This is a genomic window from Streptomyces sp. NPDC059874 (genome assembly GCF_042731135.1).
Lineage (GTDB): Bacteria > Actinomycetota > Actinomycetes > Streptomycetales > Streptomycetaceae > Streptomyces.
In genome coordinates this window covers 16364-36729 of the sequence record NZ_JBHWJY010000072.1, presented here as the reverse complement: position 1 = coordinate 36729, position 20366 = coordinate 16364, and the positions used below count along the sequence as shown (strand labels likewise).

General features: G+C 71.4%; 19 protein-coding genes. 10 read left to right on the top strand and 9 right to left on the bottom strand.

What is annotated here, in order from left to right:
* Position 1: 1 nt before the first annotated feature.
* Entirely contained in the window at positions 2-1297 is a 1296-nt protein-coding gene (locus ACFV9H_RS31550) for an acyl-CoA dehydrogenase family protein (RefSeq protein WP_385404925.1), read from the top strand.
* The gene (locus ACFV9H_RS31545) at positions 1294-2376 is read left to right on the top strand and encodes a Zn-dependent alcohol dehydrogenase (RefSeq protein WP_385404923.1); all 1083 of its coding nucleotides are present in this window, start codon (positions 1294-1296) and stop codon (positions 2374-2376) included. Before ACFV9H_RS31550 ends, ACFV9H_RS31545 begins: the two co-directional genes overlap by 4 nt.
* A 71-nt stretch (positions 2377-2447) precedes the next feature.
* Here ACFV9H_RS31545 and ACFV9H_RS31540 read toward each other — a convergent pair whose 3' ends face one another.
* Positions 2448-3383 carry a D-alanyl-D-alanine carboxypeptidase family protein gene (locus ACFV9H_RS31540; protein ID WP_385404921.1) on the bottom strand — a complete coding sequence of 312 codons (936 nt, stop codon included), beginning with the start codon at positions 3381-3383 and terminating at the stop codon, positions 2448-2450.
* A 134-nt stretch (positions 3384-3517) separates the two neighbouring features.
* Entirely contained in the window at positions 3518-4129 is a 612-nt protein-coding gene (locus ACFV9H_RS31535; RefSeq protein WP_385404954.1) for a flavin reductase family protein, read from the bottom strand.
* Between the two features lie 215 nt (positions 4130-4344).
* Here ACFV9H_RS31535 and ACFV9H_RS31530 point away from each other — a divergent pair, with 215 nt between their 5' ends.
* Positions 4345-5139, top strand: coding sequence for a VOC family protein (locus ACFV9H_RS31530; protein WP_385404951.1), 795 nt, complete (start codon positions 4345-4347; stop codon positions 5137-5139).
* 36 nt (positions 5140-5175) lie between these two features.
* Here ACFV9H_RS31530 and ACFV9H_RS31525 read toward each other — a convergent pair whose 3' ends face one another.
* From ACFV9H_RS31525 to ACFV9H_RS31515, 3 genes are all read right to left on the bottom strand, one after another.
* Positions 5176-5961 (bottom strand): enoyl-CoA hydratase/isomerase family protein, encoded by a 786-nt coding sequence (locus ACFV9H_RS31525; protein WP_385404918.1) that lies wholly within the window; start codon positions 5959-5961, stop codon positions 5176-5178.
* 322 nt (positions 5962-6283) lie between these two features.
* Positions 6284-8518: an acetate--CoA ligase family protein gene (locus ACFV9H_RS31520; RefSeq protein WP_385404915.1), complete on the bottom strand. Its 2235-nt coding sequence runs from the start codon at positions 8516-8518 to the stop codon at positions 6284-6286.
* 177 nt (positions 8519-8695) lie between these two features.
* A complete protein-coding gene (locus ACFV9H_RS31515; RefSeq protein WP_385404913.1) occupies positions 8696-9850 on the bottom strand; it encodes a flavin-containing monooxygenase in 1155 nt (384 codons plus the stop codon).
* Positions 9851-10187: 337 nt separating this feature from the next.
* Between ACFV9H_RS31515 and ACFV9H_RS31510 the strand changes: the two genes are divergently transcribed.
* Genes ACFV9H_RS31510 through ACFV9H_RS31500 form a run of 3 tightly spaced genes read left to right on the top strand, consistent with a single transcriptional unit; the run spans position 10188 to position 11597 of the window.
* Positions 10188-10670 (top strand): hypothetical protein, encoded by a 483-nt coding sequence (locus ACFV9H_RS31510; protein ID WP_385404911.1) that lies wholly within the window; start codon positions 10188-10190, stop codon positions 10668-10670.
* A gap of 58 nt (positions 10671-10728) precedes the next feature.
* Positions 10729-11181 carry a DoxX family membrane protein gene (locus tag ACFV9H_RS31505; protein ID WP_385404908.1) on the top strand — a complete coding sequence of 151 codons (453 nt, stop codon included), beginning with the start codon at positions 10729-10731 and terminating at the stop codon, positions 11179-11181.
* Positions 11178-11597, top strand: coding sequence for a Zn-ribbon domain-containing OB-fold protein (locus tag ACFV9H_RS31500; RefSeq protein ID WP_385404906.1), 420 nt, complete (start codon positions 11178-11180; stop codon positions 11595-11597). The genes ACFV9H_RS31505 and ACFV9H_RS31500 overlap by 4 nt, the downstream gene beginning before the upstream one ends.
* Positions 11598-11613: 16 nt before the next feature.
* On the opposite strand, the gene ACFV9H_RS31495 is transcribed toward ACFV9H_RS31500, so the two are convergent.
* The 4 genes from ACFV9H_RS31495 to ACFV9H_RS31480 all read right to left on the bottom strand — a co-directional run bounded on the left by ACFV9H_RS31495 (position 11614) and on the right by ACFV9H_RS31480 (position 15963).
* Positions 11614-12129 (bottom strand): hypothetical protein, encoded by a 516-nt coding sequence (locus ACFV9H_RS31495; protein ID WP_385404903.1) that lies wholly within the window; start codon positions 12127-12129, stop codon positions 11614-11616.
* Positions 12130-12138: 9 nt separating this feature from the next.
* The gene (locus ACFV9H_RS31490) at positions 12139-12813 is read right to left on the bottom strand and encodes a pyridoxal 5'-phosphate synthase (RefSeq protein ID WP_385404900.1); all 675 of its coding nucleotides are present in this window, start codon (positions 12811-12813) and stop codon (positions 12139-12141) included.
* A gap of 113 nt (positions 12814-12926) precedes the next feature.
* On the bottom strand, positions 12927-13340 hold the full coding sequence (locus tag ACFV9H_RS31485; RefSeq protein ID WP_385404898.1) for a hypothetical protein: 414 nt from the start codon (positions 13338-13340) through the stop codon (positions 12927-12929).
* A 1420-nt stretch (positions 13341-14760) separates the two neighbouring features.
* Entirely contained in the window at positions 14761-15963 is a 1203-nt protein-coding gene (locus ACFV9H_RS31480; RefSeq protein ID WP_385404895.1) for an acetyl-CoA acetyltransferase, read from the bottom strand.
* A gap of 165 nt (positions 15964-16128) precedes the next feature.
* Here ACFV9H_RS31480 and ACFV9H_RS31475 point away from each other — a divergent pair, with 165 nt between their 5' ends.
* The 4 genes from ACFV9H_RS31475 (at position 16129) to ACFV9H_RS31460 (ending at position 20292) form a co-directional block, all read left to right on the top strand.
* Positions 16129-16518: a recombinase family protein gene (locus ACFV9H_RS31475; protein ID WP_385404893.1), complete on the top strand. Its 390-nt coding sequence runs from the start codon at positions 16129-16131 to the stop codon at positions 16516-16518.
* Positions 16519-16703: 185 nt separating this feature from the next.
* A complete protein-coding gene (locus ACFV9H_RS31470; protein ID WP_385404948.1) occupies positions 16704-18386 on the top strand; it encodes a hypothetical protein in 1683 nt (560 codons plus the stop codon).
* Between the two features lie 209 nt (positions 18387-18595).
* Positions 18596-19819, top strand: a complete 1224-nt coding sequence (locus ACFV9H_RS31465; RefSeq protein WP_385404890.1) for an acyl-CoA dehydrogenase family protein — start codon at positions 18596-18598, stop codon at positions 19817-19819.
* Positions 19819-20292 (top strand): nitroreductase family deazaflavin-dependent oxidoreductase, encoded by a 474-nt coding sequence (locus ACFV9H_RS31460; protein ID WP_385404887.1) that lies wholly within the window; start codon positions 19819-19821, stop codon positions 20290-20292. Before ACFV9H_RS31465 ends, ACFV9H_RS31460 begins: the two co-directional genes overlap by 1 nt.
* The last annotated feature ends 74 nt before the right edge of the window (positions 20293-20366 follow it).

Below are 20366 nucleotides of genomic sequence, written 5' to 3'. Positions count from 1 at the left end.
CGTGGACTTCAGCTTCGGGGCCGAGGACGAGGAGCTGCGCGGGCGCGCCCGGGCGTGGCTGGCGGAGCACCTCGTGGGCCCGTACGCGCAGGCGGTCGGCCTCGGCGGGCCGGGCAGCGAGCACGAGGGCGTCGACGCCCGGCGCGCGTGGGAGCGCGAGCTGGGCCGGGGCGGCTGGATCGGGCAGGGCTGGGAGGTGCCGGAGGGGGCGTACGGGCAGCAGCGGCTCTCGCTGACCGGGCAGGTGGTGTGGGCCGAGGAGTACGCGGCGCTGCGCGCACCCGGCCGGGTCGGCCACATCGGGGAGAACCTCCTCGCGCCGACGCTGATCGCGTACGGGTCCCAGGAGCAGCGGGACCGTTTCCTCCCCGGTATCGCGCGGGGCGAGGAGCTCTGGTGCCAGGGCTACAGCGAGCCCGGCGCCGGCTCCGACCTCGCCGCGATCCGTACGGCGGCGGTCCGGGACCCGGCCGACGGGCTGTACCGGGTCACCGGCCAGAAGATCTGGACCTCGCTCGCCCGGGACGCCGACTGGTGCTTCGTGCTGGCCCGCACCGAGCCGGGATCGCGGCGCCACCGGGGGCTGTCCTTCCTCCTCGTGCGGATGGACCAGCCGGGACGGGTCGAGGTTCGGCCGATCCGCCAGATGTCGGGGACGAGCGAGTTCAACGAGGTGTTCTTCGACGGGGCGGTCGCGGCGGAGGTCGTGGGCGCGGAGGGCGAGGGCTGGACCGTGGCCATGGGCCTGCTCGCCCTGGAGCGGGGAGTCTCGACGCTGGTCCAGCAGATCGGCTTCGCGGCGGAGCTGGAGCGCGTACTGGCCTCGTACGCGGCCTCGTACACGGCCTCCTACACGGCGTCGCGCACGTCCTCGTACACGTCGCCCTGCTCGGCGTCGGGCTCGGCGTCGGGGGTGTCGGACCTGGGCGACCCGGTCGTGAGGGACCGTCTGGTGCGCCAGTGGGCCGAGCTGCGCACCATGCGGTGGAACGCCCTGCGCACCCTCGGCTCCGCGGACGGCGCGGGCGACGCCGGCGCTCCGAGCGTGGCCAAGCTGCTGTGGGGCGGCTGGCACAAGCGGCTCGGCGAGCTCGCGGTCGAGGTCCGCGGCGCTGCGGCGACGGTCGGGCCGGCGGACACGGCCTGGGCGCCCGGGCTCCCGTACGAACTCGGGCTCGACGAGGAGCAGCGGTTGTTCCTGTTCACCCGCGCCGACACCATCTACGGCGGCTCGGACGAGATCCAGCGGAACATCATCGCCGAGCGCGTGCTCGGCCTGCCTAAGGAGTCGCGGTGAGAGGCGTCGTTTTCGACGGCAAGCAGGCCCAGGTGGTCGACGACCTGGAGATCCGGGACCCGGGGCCGGGGGAGGTGCTGGTCGCGATAGCGGCGGCCGGGCTGTGCCACAGCGACCTCTCGGTGATCGACGGGACGATCCCCTTCCCGCCGCCGGTCGTACTCGGCCACGAGGGCGCGGGAGTGGTCGAGGCGGTCGGTTCCGGCGTCACGCACGTGGCACCCGGAGACCACGTGGCCCTGTCCACGCTGGCCAACTGCGGGGCCTGCGCCGACTGCGACCGGGGGCGGCCCACCATGTGCCGCAAGGCGATCGGGATGCCCGGTCAGCCCTTCTCGCGGGGCGGGAAGCCGCTGTTCCAGTTCGCGTCGAACTCGGCCTTCGCCGAGCGCACCATCGTCAAGGCCGTGCAGGCGGTGAAGATCCCGACGGACATCCCGCTGACCTCGGCGGCGCTGATCGGCTGCGGGGTCCTGACGGGGGTGGGCGCGGTGCTGAACCGGGCCCGCGTGGACCGGGGCGAGTCGGTGGTCGTCATCGGCACCGGCGGGATCGGGCTCAACGTGATCCAGGGGGCCCGCATCGCGGGGGCCACCACCATCGTGGCGGTCGACGCGAACCCGGCGAAGGAGGCGGTGGCCCGCCAGTTCGGGGCCACGCACTTCATCGACGCGTCCGCGACTGCGCACTCTTCGGGTGGCGATTCCTCGGCCGCGGTCAAGGAGATCCTCCCCACCGGGGCGGACCACGCCTTCGAGTGCGTGGGCAACGTCAAGCTGATCCGCCAGGCCATCGACCTCCTCGACCGGCACGGGCAGGCGATCCTGCTCGGCGTCCCCGGCTTCCAGGAGGAGGCGTCCTTCCAGGTCGCCTCCATGTACCTGGACAAGACGATCATGGGTTGCCGGTACGGGTCCTCGCGCCCCCAGCGCGACATCGCGCTCTACGCCGAGCTGTACCAGCAGGGCAGGCTGCTGCTGGACGAGCTGGTCACGGAGGTCTACCCGGTCGAGGACTTCGCCAAGGCCGTGGACGACGCCCACCACGGGCGGGTGGCGCGCGGGGTGCTCACCTTCTGACCGTCCGGTGCGGTGCCCGCGTCGGCGGGTGGTCAGTCCCGCCGACGCGGACACCGCGAAGAGCCCTACCGTCAGTCGAGGACGTCAGGGATGGGCTCGGTGTTGCCGCGCTGCAGCGCGGCCCCGGAGCCGGCGCTCGCGCCGAGCGCCCAGTCCATGAGCTTCATCGCGTCCGCGTACCGCTCCTCGTCGTTCAGCACGACGCCGATGACGGTCTTGCCGTTGCGGGTCGCGGAGAAGACGAGGCACTTGCCGGCGGCGGTGCCGGTGCCGGTCTTGACGCCGATCGCACCCGGGTACGCGTAGCCGGTGGGACGCTCCCTGACCAGCAGGTTGCTGTTGCCCCAGGTCGCGTCGGTGGAGGTGCCACCGGTGCTGTAGGTCGTGGTCTTCACGATCGCCGAGAACCTCGCGCCCTTCATGGCGTACTTGGTCAGCTTCGCGAGGTCGCGCGGGGTCGTGAGGTTCTTGCCGGTCGGCGAGATGCCGTCGAAGGAGTCGTAGACGGTCTTGGTCATGCCCAGCGCCTTGGCCTTGGCATTCATCTGCGCGATGAAGTTCGCCGTGCGGGCCGCGGTGGTGGAGCCCTTGCCGAAGGTGTCGGCGAGCGCGTAGGCCGCGTCGCAGCCCGACGGCAGCATCAGCCCGTACAGCAGCTGACGGACGGTCGGGGTGGCACCCACCTTGAGGTGGGCCGAGCTCGCACCCTCCCGGACGACGTAGTCCAGGTACTCCTGCTTGATGGTGACCTTCTTGTTGAGGTCCACGCCCGGCGTCGTGAGCACCACCGTGGCGGTCATGATCTTCGTGGTGCTCGCACCCTGGCGCTGGGTGTCGGCCTTCTTGCCGGTGAGCGCGACCCCGCTGGTGCCGTCGATCAGGATCGCGCCGGCGGCCGACACGGGAGGCGCGGCGGTCGGCGCAGCCGACGAGGCCGGCGCGGACACCACGAGCAGGGCCCCGGTCGCGACGGCGACGGCGACCGCGCCGCGAGCGCGACGCATCATCTTCAAAATCAAGTCGAATCCCCCTGTAGTCGGAAAAACCGAGGGGGCTGGGACAACACCGAGCCGCCTCAGCCCCCTTGGGAGCCTACTCGGCAGTAGCGCACGGCGATCTCGGTGCCGGTGTGGTCGCGTGGTCAGTCGGCCAGGCGTCCGAAGCGGCCCTTGTGGAAGAGGAGCGGCCCGTCTTCGCCGGCCGCGCCCATGGCCTCGACCCGGCCGACGACGATGAGGTGGTCCCCGCCGGTGTGGACGGCGTGGATCCGGCAGTCGATCCACGCGGGCACGTCATCGAGCTGCGGCGATCCGGTGGCGGGGGCCGGACTGTGGCCCACCCCGGCGAACTTGTCGGCCCCGCTGACCGCGAAGGACCGGCACAGCTCGCCCTGCTCGGCCCCGAGGATGTTGACGCAGAACACCCCGGCGCGGGCGATCCGCGGCCAGGTGGTCGACGTACGGGCCACCATGAAGGTGACCAGCGGCGGGTCGAGGGACAGTGAGGCGAACGACTGGCACGCGAAGCCGGCCGGCCCGTTCTCGCCCTCACCGGGCGGTGCGGTGATGACGGTGACCCCGCTGGCGAAGTTCCCGAGCACGGCCCGGAACTCCGCGGGACTCACGGGAGCCCGCTCGTCCTCCCCGACGGCCCGCAGATCGGGGCGCGGGAGCGCGTCGACGGGCTCGGCTCCCGCCGCGGTGGAGGTGGGGGAGCCGGCTGACCTGAGGTATCGGACGACGGTGGCCGCCATCCCTGCATGTCCCATCACACGAACGATTGAAGCTGACGCATCGTCAGATTGGAAGGGGTGGGGAGGAGCGGGGTGCTGCCGTGCGGCGGGGGCGTACCTTTCCCCCGGACGAGTGAAACCCCCCGCCCGCCGGTGTCCGTGACGCCCTCATCGGGAGGAGTCTCGGCATCGTGGCAGCCACCGTGCACCCGCCGCCGTACCCCCGGGAGGACCCCATGCTCGGCACCGACTTTCGTACCGGATCACCCAACTGGCTCGACCTCGGCAGTCCCGACATCGACACCGCCGCCGCGTTCTACGGAACCGTCTTCGGCTGGGAGTTCGTATCCGCCGGACCCGACGCCGGTGGGTACGGGTTCTTCCGGATCGGGGGGAAGACCGTGGCCGCGATCGGACCGCTCACCGAAGAGGGGGCGTCGTCCGCGTGGACGCACTACTTCATGACCCCCAACATCCAGGTCACCGCCCAGGCCGTCAGGGACGGGGGCGGGGTGGTGCGCATGGAGCCCATGGACGTCATGGGCGAGGGCTGGATGGGGCAGTTCACCGACCCGCAGGGCGCGCAGTTCGCGTGTTGGCAGCCCGGGAAGACCGCCGGGCTGGAGCTGACCTCGGCCGAGAACACCCTGGTGTGGGCGGAGTTGCACGTCCCGGACCCCGTCGCGGCCCTGGCCTTCTACTACGCGCTCTTCGGGTGGCGGCACGAGGAGATGCAAGCGCCCGGTATGACGTACCGGGTGCTGAGCACGGCCGACGGCGACAAGCAGGCCACCTCCTTCGGGGGGATCGCGCCGCAGGGTGAGGGCGCGGGCGGCGCGTCGAGCATGCTGCCGAGGTGGGTGCCGTACTTCAACGTGGCCGACGTGGACGACACCGTCTCGACGATCGAGGGCAACGGCGGTGGTGTGCTCATGCCTGCCGCGGACGTGCCGGGCGTCGGCCGCATCGCGTGGGCCTCGGACCCGGCGGGGGCGGTGTTCGCGCTGCTGAAGCCGAATCCGGAGATGTAGTGGTGGTGTAGTGGCCGGGCCGGTGGGCTTGCTCGACTACCGGCCCAGGTACTTGGGCGTGCGGCGTTCCACGAAGCTCGCCACGCCCTCGTTCGCGTCGGCGGTGGTCATGTTGATCTCCTGAGCGGTGGCCTCGGCGGCCAGTGCGGTCGCCCGGTCACTGTCCAGGGAGGCGTTGACCAGCTGCTTCGTCATGGCGATGGCCCGGGTCGGTCCCTGGGCGAGGCGCTCGGCCCACTCGCGGGCCGTGGCCTCCAACTCCTCGGCGGGGACGACTTTGTTGACCAGGCCGAGGCGCGCGGCCTCCGCGGCCGGGACGGCGTCGCCGAAGAACATCAGCTCCTTGGCCTTCTGCGGGCCGACGAGACGGGGCAGCAGGTACGCGCCGCCGCCGTCGGGGACCAGGCCGCGGCGGACGAACACCTCGATGAAGCGGGCCGGCTCCGCGGCGATGACGAGGTCGCAGGCGAGGGCGAGGTGGGCGCCGATGCCGGCGGCCGTGCCGTTGACGGCGGCGATGACCGGCTTCTCGCAGTCGAGGACCGCGGTGATCAGGCGCTGGGCGCCGAGGCGGATCATGCGGGCAACGTCTCCGGCGACGCGGTCGCCGGTGGCGGGTGCTCCGCGGAGGTCTGCGCCCGCGCAGAAGCCCTTGCCGGTGGCGGTGATGACGACGGCGCGGACGGTGGGATCGGCGGAGGCGTCCGCGAGGAGGGCGATGATCCGTTCGCGTTGGTCCCAGGTGACGGCGTTCATGGCGTCGGGGCGGTTGAGGGTGATCCAGGAGACGTTGCCGTCCGTGTGGTGCAGGACCTCGTCCATGGGGACTCCGTTCGGGTTGTTCGCCCTGCCGGGCGGCGGTGGCGGGGTGGGGTGGCTGCGGTGGGCCGGGGTCGGGGCCGGGGTGGGGTGTCGGCCGGGACGGGCTTCGATGTTCGGCGCCTGATCCCAATCAGAGTCGTCGGGCGGAAATGGGCGCCGAACTCATCTCGTTTTAGTCCCGGCCGACACCCCACCCCGTCCCCGCCCCCGGCCGGTACGAGTTCAGCCTCGCCGGCGTTTGAGGCGCCGCCCTGGGGGAGGGTCCGGGTGGAAGGGTGGGGCGGGGAGAGGCTCCGCGCAGCGGCCCCGCGCCCACCGGGGGTCAGCGGCAGATGGCGAGGGCGTCCAAGGCCACCGCCCCCTGGCCTCGGGGGAGGACCATCAGGGGGTTGATGTCGAGTTCGGAGAGTTCGTCGCCCAGTTCCAGGGCCATCCGCTGGATCCGGAGGATGACCTCCACCAGGGCGTCCACGTCCGCCGGAGGCGCTCCGCGCACTCCCTCCAGCAGCGCGTGGCCGCGGAGTTCGCCGAGCATGGCGCGGGCCTGGTCCTCGCCGAACGGCGGTACGCGGACCGCCGCGTCGTGCAGGACCTCGACGAGGACTCCGCCGAGCCCGACGGTGACGGTGGGGCCGAAGAGGTCGTCCTGGGTGACGCCGACGACCATCTCCACGCCCCGTTCCACCATCTGGCAGACCAGGATGCCGTCCAGCGGCACGTTCTCGTAGCGCGCGATGTCCGTGAGTTCCCGGTACGCGTCGCGGATCTGGCTCGCCGAGGTCAGGCCGATCTTGACCAGGCCAAGCTCCGTCTTGTGGGCGAGCTGGGGGCCCGAGGCCTTCATGACCACCGGGTAGCCCACCAGGCCCGCCGCGCGGACCGCCGCCGCCGCGCTCGTCACGAGTTGCTCGCGGGGGACCCGTATCCCGTACGCCCGCAGCAGCTGCTTCGCCGCGTGCTCGCTGAGTTGCTGGCCCGGGCGCATCAGGGCCTGCGCCTTGCGGTACGAGGGTGAGGGCGTGCGGGGGGCGTCCTCGAAGGGGGAGCGGTAGCCGGCGGTGAAGCGGTGGTGGCCGAGGTAGGCCCGTACGGCGGTGATGCAGTTGCCGAAGGTGCGGAAGGTGGCGACGCGGGAGGAGCCGAGGAGGGTGGTGCGGTACGCGTCCTCGGTGCCCACGGGGGAGCCCCAGACCACGCAGATGAGCTTGTCCGTGGCTTCGGCGGCGTCGACCAGGTCCTGGGCGAGCCTGTCGCTCATCGGGGGGAAGGGGCCGGTGATCGGGCAGATCAGGACGCCGACGGACGGGTCGGCCAGGATGGCGTCGATGATCTTGCGGCCGCGCCAGTCGCCGACCGGGTGGCCGCCGTTGTCGACGGGGTTGGCGACGTTCAGGAACTCCGGGATCCACTGGTGGAGCTCGTCCTGCTTGGCCTGGGAGAGGGTGGGGAGCGAGAGGCCCGCCTCCGTGGCCAGGTCGGAGAAGTGGGCTCCGGTGCCGCCGGAGATGGAGTAGACGACGACCCCGTCGGCCTGGGGCTTGCGGGCCCGGGCGAGCAGGGCGGCGGTGTCCTGGAGCTCGTCCAGCCCGTCCACCCGGATCACGCCGAACTGGCGCATGGCCGCGTCCACGACGGTGTCGGCGCCGGTCAGCTTCCCGGTGTGGGAGGCGGCCATGCGGGCGCCGGTCTCGGTGCGGCCGACCTTGACGGCGACGACGGGGACCCCGTTGCGCGCGGCCCGGTCGGCGGCGAGGAGGAAGGAACGGCCGTCCTTGAGGCCTTCGACGTAGCAGGCGATGGCGCCCACCTCGGGCTGCTCGGCGAAGTAGGAGATGAAGTCGGAGGTCTCGAGGTCGGCCTCGTTGCCGGTCGGCGCCCAGTGGGAGAGGCGGATGCCCAGCTCCTGGAGGGTGTAGACCGGGCGGCCCTGGTGCCCGGACTGGGTGATCAGGGCGATCGCCGGGCCGTCGAGGTCGTCGCGGAACTCCTCGAAGGCGTTGAGGTTGGTGTTGGGGCCCAGCAGACGCAGGCCGGAGCGCTGGACGGCGGCGCCGAGGCGGGCCTGGGCGGCCGCGCCCGCGTCGCCGGTCTCGGCGAAGCCGGAGGCGAAGGCGACGGCGAACTTGACCTTGGTCTCGGCCAGTTCCTCGATGACGGGGAGCGGGTCGCCGACGAGGAGGACGGCGAGGTCCACCTGTTCGGGCAGGTCGGCCACGGAGGCGTGGCAGGGCAGCCCGAAGACGGTGGGGCGGGTGGGGTGCACGGGATGGATCCGGGCGCCCACGCGCTCCGCCCAGGCGATGAGCTGGCGGGTGATGCCGGTGTTCGGTCTGCCCTCGGCGTCGGAGGCGCCGACGACGGCCACGGACTCGGGCCGGAAGAACCGGTCCAGGTCGGGCACGTCGGCGTGCAGCGGCCGTCCGCTGACGTCCACCGCGACCGTGTCCTCGGCGGACGGCGCGGCCGTCGAGTGGACGGCCGTCCTGGGGGACTCCCCGCAGGCCTCGACACGTGCGCGGAAGTCGGTGGTGAGGGTGCCGTGAGTAGATCCAAGCATCGTTCCGCCCGCTCCTGCTCGATGAACATCGATGGAACCTCAAATAACTGACGCGTAGTCAGATTACTGAACTGACGTGCCGTCAGGAACAGGGCTGCGCAGGAAAGGTGGTGGAGGTGATGTGACGAAGCCGCTACGAACGTGCCAGAACCCCTCGCGGGCGGTCCAGAGCGCCATTCAGGCCAGGGTGCGCAGACGCTTCTCCAAAGCCTTCGCGATCCGCTCGGCGTCCAGGGCCATCTCCCGGAACATTCCGCTGATGGGGTTGGAGAAGCCGGTGAAGTACAGGCCCGGGGCCTGCTCCGGGCTGTGGGCGCCGTGCGTACGGGGCCGACCGCGCTCGTCGAGCACCCCGTCCAGGTGCCCGACCAGCCCCTCCAGGCCGCGCCGGTACCCGGTGGCCGCGATCACCGCGTCCGGGCTGATCCGCGTACCGTCCGCGAGGACCACCTCGGCGCCGTCGAAGGAGTCGAGCGCGGCCACCGGCTCGACCCGGCCCGCCCGGACCGCGTCGATCAGGCCGACGTCCTGGAGCGGGATCGCACCCTCCTTGACCCTGCTGTACAGGCCGGTGTCGGGGCGCGGAAGCCCGTACGCCGACAGGTCGGGGACGGAGGCCTTGGCGACGATCCTGGCCAGCCGGTCCACGAGCCCCACGGGCAGCCGGCGCACCAGGATGCCCGTGCGCTGGGCCGGCCAGCCGGCGGTGGAGCGGCGCAGGATGTGCGGGGCGGTGCGCACGGCGAGCCGCACCCGCGCGGCCCCGCCCTCGACGAGGTCGACGGCTATCTCGGCGCCGGTGTTGCCGACGCCGACGACCAGCACGTCCCGACCCGCGTACGGCTCGGCGTTGCGGTAGTCGGCGGCGTGCAGCAGCTCGCCCGTGTACGAGTCCCGGCCCGGCAGGTCGGGGAGCGCGGGCGTGTGGTTGAACCCGGTGGCGACGACCACGGCCGCGGCGGCCAGCACCCGACCGCCGCTGGCGTGCAGGGTGAAGCCGTCGCCGTCCGCGGCGCGTTCGATACGGGTCACCTCGACCCCGGTGACGATCTCCAGCTCGTGGAACTCGGCGTACTTCTCCAGGTACCGCACCACGTTGTCGCGCGAGACCCAACGCCCGAAGCGGCGCGGCATGGCCAGCCCCGGGAGGGCGGAGAGCCGGCGCGTGGTGTGGAGGTGGAGCCGCTCGTAGTGGCGCCGCCACGAGGCGCCGACCTCGTCGGACTTCTCGACGACCACGGCGCGCACCCCGCGGGCGCGCAGCGCGGCGGCCGCGGCGAGGCCGCCGGGGCCGCCCCCGATGACGTACACGGGGCGGGGCTGGGTGGTCATGTCGGGTGCTGTGGGGACTCCGGGCATGAGGTGTGAGCGTATCGCCACGCAGCGTTGATGGGTCTCGGACAAGGAGGGAATCGATTGCGGATCGATCACGGCCCGTTTGCCGCTGCGCGGCTCCTGGCCGCGCGGCCTGCCCGCTGCCAGGGTGGAAATCCGTGCTTTCAGGGGGATTCGGTGAAGCGGGCGAGTCTGGAGTGACTGCCGGTCCTCGCCGCGAACCAGGTCCTCCTCTGGTCCGCCCTGCGCGTGGCCGGCGTGCCGGCGGCGGACGTCACCGGCTACGGCAGGCTCTTCGCGAGCGGCTGACGCGCGTACCGCGATACTTCCTGCCGTGCTTCTGACATACATCACGGAGATCGCGGACGACCCCCTCGTGCTGGACCCGGCCGACAGGCGGGCCGAGGTGGAGACCAACACCTGGTGGCTGAGCGCACAGGACGAGGACCGGCGGACCCTGTCGGTCTCCGACGTGGTCGGCGCCTTCGAGCGGACGGCCGAGGCCATCCGGCGCCGCGTCCTCGATCGGGGTTTCGAGGGGCCGGCGACCTTCTACGTCTGGCACGACGAGCAGGCCGGTCAGCTGCGCTGCTCGACCGGCACGCTCGATGCGCACGAGCTGCCGTTCGGGGGCGCGTACGAGCCCGTCGCCGACCTCGGGCCCGTCGTGGAGGGCTTCCTCGCCGACGAGGAGCCGGGGGTCGTGGCCTGGGCGGAGTTGGTGGAGGGGGAGGCCCTGGAGGAGTCGGAGACGGCCCCCTTCCCCGTCTGGGTGCGGGACGTCGGAACGTCTCACCCCGACCCAGGCCTTGCGTGATCGCCCCCGATCCGCTGAACTGACGTACCGTCAGATCGATTGGGTGGGTGAGGGTGGGATGCAGACCATCTGGCTCAGCGGGGCCGAATGGCTCGCCGTACTGCGGATAGGCCTCGGCCTGTGGTGGCTGGAGAGCTGGCGGCACAAGGACAAGAAGGGCTGGTTCGAACGCGGAACCGGCATCGCATGGGCCGCCGACGTCGCGGGCAAGCACCGCTGGCCCTTCGTGAAGGGCGGCTTCGAGGCGGTCGTCGCGCCACGCCCGAAGCTGATGGCGTACGTCGTGGTCTACGCGGAACTCGCGCTGGGACTGGGCCTGGTGCTCGGCTTCCTCACGCCGATCGCCCTGGTCGGCGGCCTCCTGCTCAACCTGCTCTACCTCGTCCTGATGATCCACGACTGGGCCGAACAGGGGCAGAACGCGATGATGGGACTCATCTCGCTCGTCGCGCTCTTCGCCATGTCCTGGCAGACCTGGTCCCTCGACGCGGCGATCGGACTCTTCCTTTGAACACCGTGCGGTACGACCTCCCCGAGGCGGACGAGTTCACCCGCCCCTACTGGGACGCGGCGGCGGAAGGCCGCCTCCTGCTGCGCCGCTGCGCCGACTGCGGGCGGGCGCACCACTACCCGCGCGAGTTCTGCCCGTTCTGCTGGGCCGGCGAGGACCGCGTCGCGTGGGAGCCGGCGAGCGGCAGCGCGACCCTCTACACCTGGTCGGTGATCCACCGCAACGACCTCCCGCCCTTCGGCACCCGCGTCCCCTACACGGCGGCGGTGGTCGACCTGGCGGAAGGCCCGCGGATGATGACGGAGGTGGTGGACTGCGAGGCGGCCGACCTCCGCATCGGCATGCCGCTGACGGTCACCTTCCGCGAGGCGGCGGAAGGGCTGTGGGTCCCCGTCTTCCGCCCGTCGGACCGATGACCCCGCCGGCCGACCCTCACTCCACGCCCAGGTCCTGACGCATGGCGTGCCGCATGGCCCGGAGGAAGTCCCACACCTGGTTCTGAGCCCGGGCCGCACTCTCCATCGTCTCGCCCGGCTCGGGCTCACCGCGTTCGAGGCGCTTGACCTGGCCGTAGACCTGACTCAGGGCCTTGTTCGCGGCACTGGCCCGCGTGAGCACCTCGTCGGGGGCGATCATCTGCGCCTCGGAGTACCGATCGCGGTGGGCGTTCCGCGCCTCGTCGAGCGCGACGCGGTCGGCGTCCTCCACGGTGCGTTCCCGCATGACGTGCAGGTGCCTGTTGAGCGCGGTGGTGAACTGTCGTGCATCCCGGTTGAGTTCCACATAACAGGTGCGCCGCAGCACACGATGCTCGCGGATCTCCTCATGGCCGCGGACGAGCTCTATCTCCCGGCGCTTCACGCGTTCGGAGCCGCGTTGGGTGAGGATCGCGCCCCCCAGGGTTCCCGCGACGCCCGCCACCGCAATGACTACAGAAGTGATCTCCACCAACTCACCCTACGGCCACAGCAGTTCGCGACCCCAGGAGCCATCGGCCGCACGCCGATACCGCAGCCGGACGTGCCTACGCGCCGCGTCTCCCTGGAAGAACTCCACCTCGACGGGGTCCAGTACGTACCGCGTCCATGTCGGAGCCGGCGCGTCCGGCTCCGCCCCGGCCCGCTCCCACGCCTCCTGCGACACCCGCACCAGCTCCTCCACGGACCCGAGCACCTCGCTCTGCCGCCCCGTGAGCGCGGCGGCCAGCGCCCCGCGCGAGCGGACCGCCAGGTCCGCCCGGCTCTCCTCGGGCCCGCACGCCGTCACCCGCCCCCGAATCCGCACCTGCCGCGCCACGGCCGGCCAGTAGAACCCGAGCGCCGCCTCCGGCTGCCCGGCCAGCTGCCGGCCCTTGGCGCTGGTGGCGTGCGAGGCGAAGTGCCAGCCGCGCTCGTCGGCGTCGTGCAGCATCAGCGTCCGCACGTCGGGCCGCCCGTCCGCGTCCACGGTGGCCAGACTCATGGTGTGCGCCTCGGGCTGCCCCGCCTTGGAAGCCGCCACGAACCACTCCCGGAACAGCGGCAGCGGCTCGGCGGGCGCGGCCCCCACATCGAAGCCGGGGAGCGGGGAGTCCCACACGCGCAGGGAGTGCAGGGTCTCGCGGAACTCGTCGGCGCTCGTCTCACTCGTCATGCGGCCAGGCTATGACGCGGCCGCGCGCGACCCCGGCCGGGCGAAGTCACGATTCGACCGAAAGTCACCGGAGGTGGACACCCGTTCGTAAGATGTGCCTCCTTTCGATGACTTCAGGTGGGGGTACGGATGCGCAGCGCAAACGGCAAGAGTGGCGGGACCGGCAGACGCGCGGGGAGACCGATCCGGCGGGCGCTGGTCGCCTTGCTGGTGGCGGGCGTTGCCGTCGCCTGCGGACCGGCGGAGGGCGGCGGCCCCGCGGTCTCGCTGCCACCGACCACGTCGTCGGCGTCTCCGTCGACGACGTCCCCGGCACCGATGGCCTCCCCGACCCCGACCCTGACGACGGACCCGACCCCGACAGTCGCCCCGACTACGGCCGCCCCCTCACCCACTCGGACCTCGGCGGCGCCGACGCGCAGTGCGACCCCCACCGACCCGAAGCCCGCCGCCACCACCGTGGCGCCCCGCCCCACGACGAAGGCCCCGACCGCGCCGACGACCGCCGAGTGCGAGATCGTCTCCAACGCCGGCAACTGCTACAACGCGGGCCAGTTCTGCCGTAAGGCGGACCTCGGCAGATCCACACACGCCGCGAACGGTCGAATGATCTACTGCCGCATGGACGGCACCCAGCCGCGCTGGCAGTACTGAGAGGAGCCCCGCTTCGGTGGGCTGTGCCTCGCGGGGGCCGGGCGGTCCGGTGCGGCGGGGGCTTCGGGTGGCGGGGTCCGAGCCGGGCGGAATCAGAGTGGTCTTGGGGGTTTCCCGTCAGTCCCATAGTCCTTCCGTGTCGGGCCGGCCTGTCAAGGGCGCTCCCTTCGGTCGCGTCGCTTCGCGACGGCCTACGGCCGCCCTTGACAGACCGTCCCGCCACGGAAAGACAAGAGACTGCCAGGAAACCCCCAAAAGAACGGGCCGGTCCGACGATCAAGGACGGGCCGGTCAGGGATGTCCGGGCCGTCTGGGGAGGGGCCGGTCCCGAGCCCGGGCCCTCGAAGGTCGCTTCCCGAGCCGGGCAGGCGGCCGGCCTTCCCCAAACCCCGACCACAAGCCCGTCGGGGGAGGATGGGCGCGTCAAATCGCTACGCGCTCCTCGACGACGGCGTCCGACGGCCCTCTGGGGTTGGGAATAGGCCGCGACGGATCGCTACACAGCTGATGTCGTCCGGCGTCGATCAGCCCGGCGTGGGCTGGGCATAGGCCGCCCACGGCGGTCAGTTGGGATGCTTCGTGGGCGTCTGTGGGTCCGTTGAGTGGTTCTCGGCGTCCTGACGGAGTCGTATGTCGGTGATCTCAACCTCTCACTCCGGCAAGAGGCATTACGGCGTCGCGAGCAGCCACTAACAGGTCGCAGTCGCCCGCTTTGGGTGCGTTTGTAGCGATTGTGGGCGGCTTATGTCCAGCCCCAGGCGGTCGTCGGACGCCGAGCGGGAGAAGCGCGTAGCGATCTGGGGCGATTGCCCGTCCGACCTGCCGCTGGCCCCATTTGGTCGGTGTTTGGGGGTGGTTGGGCTGCCCCCGACCCGGAGGGTGGTCTGGAGGGGCCCGGGCCGGGGCCTGTCGCCGGGAACCCGGCCGTGCATCGCTGATGGGCCCGCCCTTTGGATCTAGGACCGGCCCGTTCTTTTGGGGGTTTCCTGGCAGTCTCTTGTCTTTCCGTGGCGGGACGGTCTGTCAAGGGCGGCCGTAGGCCGTCGCGAAGCGACGCGACCGAAGGGAGCGCCCTTGACAGGCCGGCCCGACACGGAAGGACTATGGGACTGACGGGAAACCCCCAAGACTTCTCTGATTCCGCCCGGCTCGGATGCCGCCAACCCCCGACCCCGCCGCACAGGGCTGACCGCCCGCTCCCCGACCCCCGCCGCGGCGGGTGGGCAACCGCCGCCCCGGGGGGTGCCCCCGAGGGGGAGAAAGTCCCGCACGCGCGTGAGTTCGTACCCCCCCTCACCCCCGCCCCAGCACCACCGTCCCCGACGAGCAGAACCAGCCGCCCGTGCCCGAGGCCACGGCTACCTCCGGGAGGTGGCCGCCGCGTTTCGTGACCTGGCCGGCGCCCGCCTCGCCGCGGAGTTGGCGGACCGCCTCGACCAGCAGGAACAGGCCGCGCATGCCCGGGTGGCAGGCTGAGAGGCCGCCGCCGTCCGTGTTGACCGGGAGTTCCCCGTCCCGCAGCAGGCGGCCCTTCTCCACGAAGGCGCCCCCCTCGCCCTTCGCGCAGAAGCCGAGGTCCTCCAGGGTCACCAGGGTCATGTACGTGAAGGCGTCGTAGATCTCGGCCAGGTCCACGTCGGCGGGCGTCAGGCCCGCCCGCTCGAAGGCGATGCGGCCGGAGACCGCGGCCGGGGAGACGGTGAAGTCCTCCCACTCCGACATGGTGGTGTGGGAGACGGAGGTGCCCGTGCCCAGGATCCACACCGGGGTCTTGGCGGTGTCCGGTACGTAGTCCTCCGCGGTCAGGAGCACCGCGCAGCCGCCGTCGGAGCGGATGCAGCAGTTCAGCTTGGTGAAGGGGTCCGCGATCATGTCGGAGGACAGGACCTCGTCGACGGTCAGCGGCTCGCGGAACATCGCGTCAGGGTTCGTCGCCGCGTTCGCCCGGGCCTGTACGGCCACCGAGGCGAGCTGCTCCAGCGTGGTTCCGTACTCGTGCATGTGGCGGCGGGCGGCCATGGCGTACTTGGAGATCAGCGTGTGGCCGTACGGGACCTCGAACTGCAGCGGTCCCCGCGCCCCGAAGGAGAGGTTCGAGGTGCGGCGGCGGGCCTTGATGTCGGCGCGGGCCGTGGAACCGTAGACGAGGAGGACCGCGTTGGCGTGGCCCGCGGCGATCGCGTCCGCCGCGTGGGCCGCCATGACCTCCCAGGTCGAGCCGCCCACGGAGGTGGAGTCGACCCACGTGGGGCGCAGGCCCAGGTACTCGGCCACCTCCACCGGGGCGAGCGTGCCGAGGCCGGCCGAGGCGAAGCCGTCGATGACGGAGCGGTCGAGACCCGAGTCGGCCAGGGCGCGGCGGGCGGCTTGTGCGTGCAGGGCGTACGGGGTCGGGCCGTCCACCCGGCCGCAGTCCGAGAGGGCGACGCCGACCACCGCGACCCGGCGGCGGGGGCGGGATTCGAGTTGATAACTGCTTCTTGATTGATTGGTCATGGTCGGCCATTTCGGAATAAGTTGCCTGGATGGATCAGGGGATGGTTTTGGCGACGCGGGCTGCCCGGACCTTGGGTGTTTCTTTCGACGCGGACGCTGCGCAGGTGCACGGCTTCTGGGGTGCTGGCTGACCGCAGGTCGCCGGGCGGGGAACGCGTTTCCGCGGTGGAACTGGAAGCGCTGCGGGCAGAAGCCGGGCGGCTGCCGGACGTTGAGGGCGTCGTGCTGTACGGGCGGGTGTCGTCGCAGCGGCAGCGGTCCGAGGGCGACCTCGATCGGCAGATGGCCCGGCTCAGGAAGGCTGCGGCCGGGCGGCCGGTGATCGGCGGATTCTTCGATGCAGCGTCCGGGCTGTCGGACCAGCGGCGGGGCCTGCGGATGGGGTTGACGCTGTGCCAGCGGCCGGAGGTGTCGGTGCTGCTGGTCGAACATGAGGAGCGCCTGGCCCGCTTCGGCACGGGGGTTATACGGGATGTGATGCTTCCGGCGTTCGTGTCGAGCTGGAAATCGCCAGTATGGATGAAGACCCGGACGCTTTGCAGGAATCGGAACTGATACCGGACATGCTGACGGTGGTCATCTCGCTCTCCGGAAGGTTGTACGAGCAGCGGTCGGCGAAGGCCTGAACCCTGACCAAGGCAGTCAAGTCCACTGTCCGTCATCCGGACTTGTAGGACAACCTTGACCGCTGTTGATCGAGTGATCTTGTCGATTTGGGAGGAGGTTAGCGAGTGGTGCGTATGAAGCGTGGTAAGCGTCTGCGTGAACTCGCTGCCCCTTTCACCGTGGCGGCCCCATCGGGTGCCCGGATACGGGACCGGGCGAATGTCGCTGGTCGGGATGCTGAGGTTCTGCGGCTGGCCGGTGAGCATCTCGGCCACCATCGGCGGTCTGACCTGGCCCGACGCGTTGCGATCGGCAAGGTGCGCGTCAAGGACAACCAGCGAACCGAGCGGAAGCGTGAGCTGACGAAGGTCTCCTCGTCGCGCATGGCCGGTGCGATGACCCGCGCTTCGGAGGACCAATACCAGCTCAGCTTGCGATGCCTGTACGACGAGGCGTCGAGTCTGCGTCGTGCGATCCGCACCATCACCCGGCGCCTGACTGTCGAGTGCGGCACTAAAAAGGGCAAGGTCCGCGGCTACAAGAACGGTGACGAGCGGTTTCAGAAGCAGCGACGTCTGCAGGCCCTCAAGGCGCGTCTCGCTCGCGTCGAAGACCGTATCCAAGCTGGTCGGCCGAGCATTGTGGTCGGCGGGCGACGTCTGGCCAAGGCCCGCCACAACCTGGAGAAAGTCCAGCTCACCGAGGACCAGTGGCGTGAGCAGTGGGAAGCTGAGCGGCTGTTCCTGACCGCCGATGGCGAGACGGGGGCGCCGTTCGGGAACTACACCATCACCGTGGACCCGAACGACGGATCGGTGACGATCGTGCTGCCCGAACCGCTGCGGCATCTGGCCAACGCGCCTCGGGGCCGGTACCGGCTGTCCTGCACCGTTCGGTTCTCGCACCGACGGGACGAGTGGCTGGACCGTGTGACCGCGAACAGGGCGGTGCGGTACGACTTCGTCCACGACCCGCAGTGCGGGCGCTGGTACCTCGATGCGTCCTGGTCGGCGGATGTCGCCGTGCTGCCCACCCCGGAAGAGATCCGGGCTTTCGGTGAGCGGACGATCGGCATCGACCTGAACGCCGACCACCTGGCCGCCTGGGTGCTCGACCCGCACGGCAACCCGATCGGCCGGCCGCACACGATCCCCCTCGAATTCACCGGCCCCGCATCGCAGCGGGACGGGCGTCTGAGGGATGCGATCACCCAGCTCATCCACCTCGCCCGGCAGCATGACTGCGCGGGGGTCGTGGTGGAGAACCTCAACTTCGACGACGCCCGGTCGACGGGCCGGGAGCGGATGGGCCGCGGCGGGCGCGGCAAGAAGTTCCGCAAGACCGTGGCCGGTATCCCCACCGCACGGTTCCGGGAGCGGCTGCGCGGCATGGCGTTCCACGCCGGCCTCGTCGTCATCGCCGTCGACCCGGCCTACACCACCATCTGGGGCGAGAGGTACTGGAAGACCCCGCTGCAGGCGACCAACAAGAAGATCACGGTCACACGGCATCACGGTGCCGCTGTGGCTATCGGCAGGCGCGGCATGGGACACAGGATCCGGCGTCGGCCAGGTGTGACCGCTCACGACCAGAGGATCGTGACGTGGAGAGCTACCGGCCAGACCGTATCCGTTCCCAGGCCACGCGGGACCGCGAGCCCACCCAGGACAGCGAGCGCGCCCATCGGGGGCGGTAAGACTCGACAGCGCCAAGGTGATCAGCTTGCGCTGTTCCCTGACCCCGAAGACCGTTCGTGGGGTCACCGGATCACCAATCCGGTTTGTCGCGATTCGGCCAACACTGGCCAAGCGCGATAGGAACGGTCCAGGTGTGAGTCCAGGCATGGGGGGAAGGTACATCTGACGTAGTGTCAGTTTCTAGAGCGGTCGACGGACAGGTCCCCGCTCGACCCGCTCAACCGGCCCTCTCCGCCCCCTGTGCATCTGCCGCCGCCCGGCCTAACATGACGGCCCGTCAGATACTCCCCCAGCTACCGCTGGGAGGTGCCCCCGGGAGGAGCCCGACCATGGATGCCGCCTTCACCGCGGAGCAGGACGAGATACGTCGTACCCTGCGCGAGATCCTGGGCAAACGCTGCGGCCCCGACGAGGTCAAGGCCGCCGTGCGCACCGCCGCAGGGCACGACCGCGAGCTGTGGCAACAGCTGGCCCAGCAGCTCGGGCTGCCCGGCATCGCCGTCGCAGAGGAGTACGGCGGCGTCGGATGCGCCCCCGCCGACCTGGCCCTGGCCTGCGAGGAGACCGGGCGGGCCTTGCTGCCCTCGCCGCTGCTGGCCACCGCCGCGCTCTGCGTACCGCTGATCACCGCCCTCGGCACCCCCGCCCAGCGCTCCGCGCTGCTCCCGCCCCTGGCGGCCGGCGGGCTCACCGCGGCCCTCGCCGTCCCCGGCCCGGCCCTGGCCACCGCCCTCGGGCTGACCGGCGACAACACCGCCGGGCCGTGGTCCGGCGGTGGCCGTGCGGGAGGCGTCCAGGCCCGCACCGACACCGAGAACGGCTGGCGGCTGTACGGGGAAGTGGCCCAGGTGCTCGACGGGCACAGTGCGGGCCTGTTGCTGGTCGCCGCGCACACGGGCGGGTTCGCCCGCAGCCGCACGCTGCTCTTCCTCGTACGGGAGGACGCGCCCGGCCTCGTACGGTCGCGGCAGACCACCCTCGACGAGACCCGCCCGCAGGCCCGGGTCCAACTACGGGACGTACCCGCTGAGTTGTTGGGGGTCGATGGCGGTGTCGAAGGTGGCGCCGAGGGCGGTGTCCAGGATGGTGCCGATGTGCTCGGTGCTCTCGCCGCCACCGGCCGCACCGTCTCCGCCGTGCTCGCCGCCGAGGCGGTCGGCGCGGCCGCGCAGGCGCTGGCCCGCACCGTGGACTACGTACAGCAGCGCGAGCAGTTCGGTCGGGCCGTCGGATCGTTCCAGGCGGTCAAGCACCGGCTCGCCGACCTCTACGTACGCGTACAGGCGGCCCGTTCGGCGGCCTACTACGCCGCCTGGGACCCGGACCAGGGCGGCCTCGCCCTCGCCCAGGCGCTGGAGACCCTGCGGGTGACCGCCGGCGAGGCCATCCAGCTGCACGGCGGCATCGGCTTCACCTGGGAGCACGACGCGCACCTCTACTTCAAGCGGGCGGCGGCCGACGAGCTGTTGTTCGGCCCCGTCCACCGGCTGCGCGCGCACGCCGCGGACCGCGCGGACCTCTTCACCCCCCTGCCACGGAAGGTGGCCGTCTGATGGCTCCCGGCGTCAAGCTGATGCAGAAGGTCTCCTCGACCATGCTGTTCGCCAAGATCGCACCGCACTTCATCCCCGCCATGGACAAGGCCGTGCACAAGCTCACCCGCGGCAAGGTCATGCTCAGCGCCCAGATGCTGCCGGGCGTGATCCTGACCGCCAAGGGCGCCAAGACCGGCGAACCCCGCACCACCCCGCTCGCGTGCATGCCGGAGGACGGCGGGACGAGCTGGCTGCTGATCGGCTCCAACTTCGGCCGGCCCGGGCACCCGGCGTGGACCGGGAACCTGCTCAAGCACCCGGACGCGGACGTGAGTTGGAAGGGGCAGGACATCGCCGTGCGGGCCCGGCTGCTGGAGGGGGAGGAGCGTGCGGCGGCGTGGCAGGCGGTGCTGAAGTTCTGGCCGCCGTACGCGACGTACCAGGCACGCATCGAGCGCGAGATCCGGCTGTTCCGCCTGGAGCGTCGCTGATCGCAGGCGTGGTGCGGAAGTCCGGTCGGACGTCACGTACCGGCCGAGAGGCGGCGGACCCTGAAGGGTCCGCC

Bases quoted from the DNA above. Each gene is read 5' to 3' on its own strand.
- ACFV9H_RS31540 (WP_385404921.1), bottom strand. From the start codon at position 3,383: ATGATGCGTCGCGCTCGCGGCGCGGTCGCCGTCGCCGTCGCGACCGGG.
- ACFV9H_RS31535 (WP_385404954.1), bottom strand. From the start codon at position 4,129: ATGGCGGCCACCGTCGTCCGATACCTCAGGTCAGCCGGCTCCCCCACC.
- ACFV9H_RS31530 (WP_385404951.1), top strand. From the start codon at position 4,345: ATGCTCGGCACCGACTTTCGTACCGGATCACCCAACTGGCTCGACCTC.
- ACFV9H_RS31525 (WP_385404918.1), bottom strand. From the start codon at position 5,961: ATGGACGAGGTCCTGCACCACACGGACGGCAACGTCTCCTGGATCACC.
- ACFV9H_RS31520 (WP_385404915.1), bottom strand. From the start codon at position 8,518: ATGCTTGGATCTACTCACGGCACCCTCACCACCGACTTCCGCGCACGT.
- ACFV9H_RS31515 (WP_385404913.1), bottom strand. From the start codon at position 9,850: ATGACCACCCAGCCCCGCCCCGTGTACGTCATCGGGGGCGGCCCCGGC.
- ACFV9H_RS31505 (WP_385404908.1), top strand. From the start codon at position 10,729: ATGCAGACCATCTGGCTCAGCGGGGCCGAATGGCTCGCCGTACTGCGG.
- ACFV9H_RS31490 (WP_385404900.1), bottom strand. From the start codon at position 12,813: ATGACGAGTGAGACGAGCGCCGACGAGTTCCGCGAGACCCTGCACTCC.
- ACFV9H_RS31480 (WP_385404895.1), bottom strand. From the start codon at position 15,963: ATGACCAATCAATCAAGAAGCAGTTATCAACTCGAATCCCGCCCCCGC.
- ACFV9H_RS31470 (WP_385404948.1), top strand. From the start codon at position 16,704: ATGAAGCGTGGTAAGCGTCTGCGTGAACTCGCTGCCCCTTTCACCGTG.
- ACFV9H_RS31465 (WP_385404890.1), top strand. From the start codon at position 18,596: ATGGATGCCGCCTTCACCGCGGAGCAGGACGAGATACGTCGTACCCTG.
- ACFV9H_RS31460 (WP_385404887.1), top strand. From the start codon at position 19,819: ATGGCTCCCGGCGTCAAGCTGATGCAGAAGGTCTCCTCGACCATGCTG.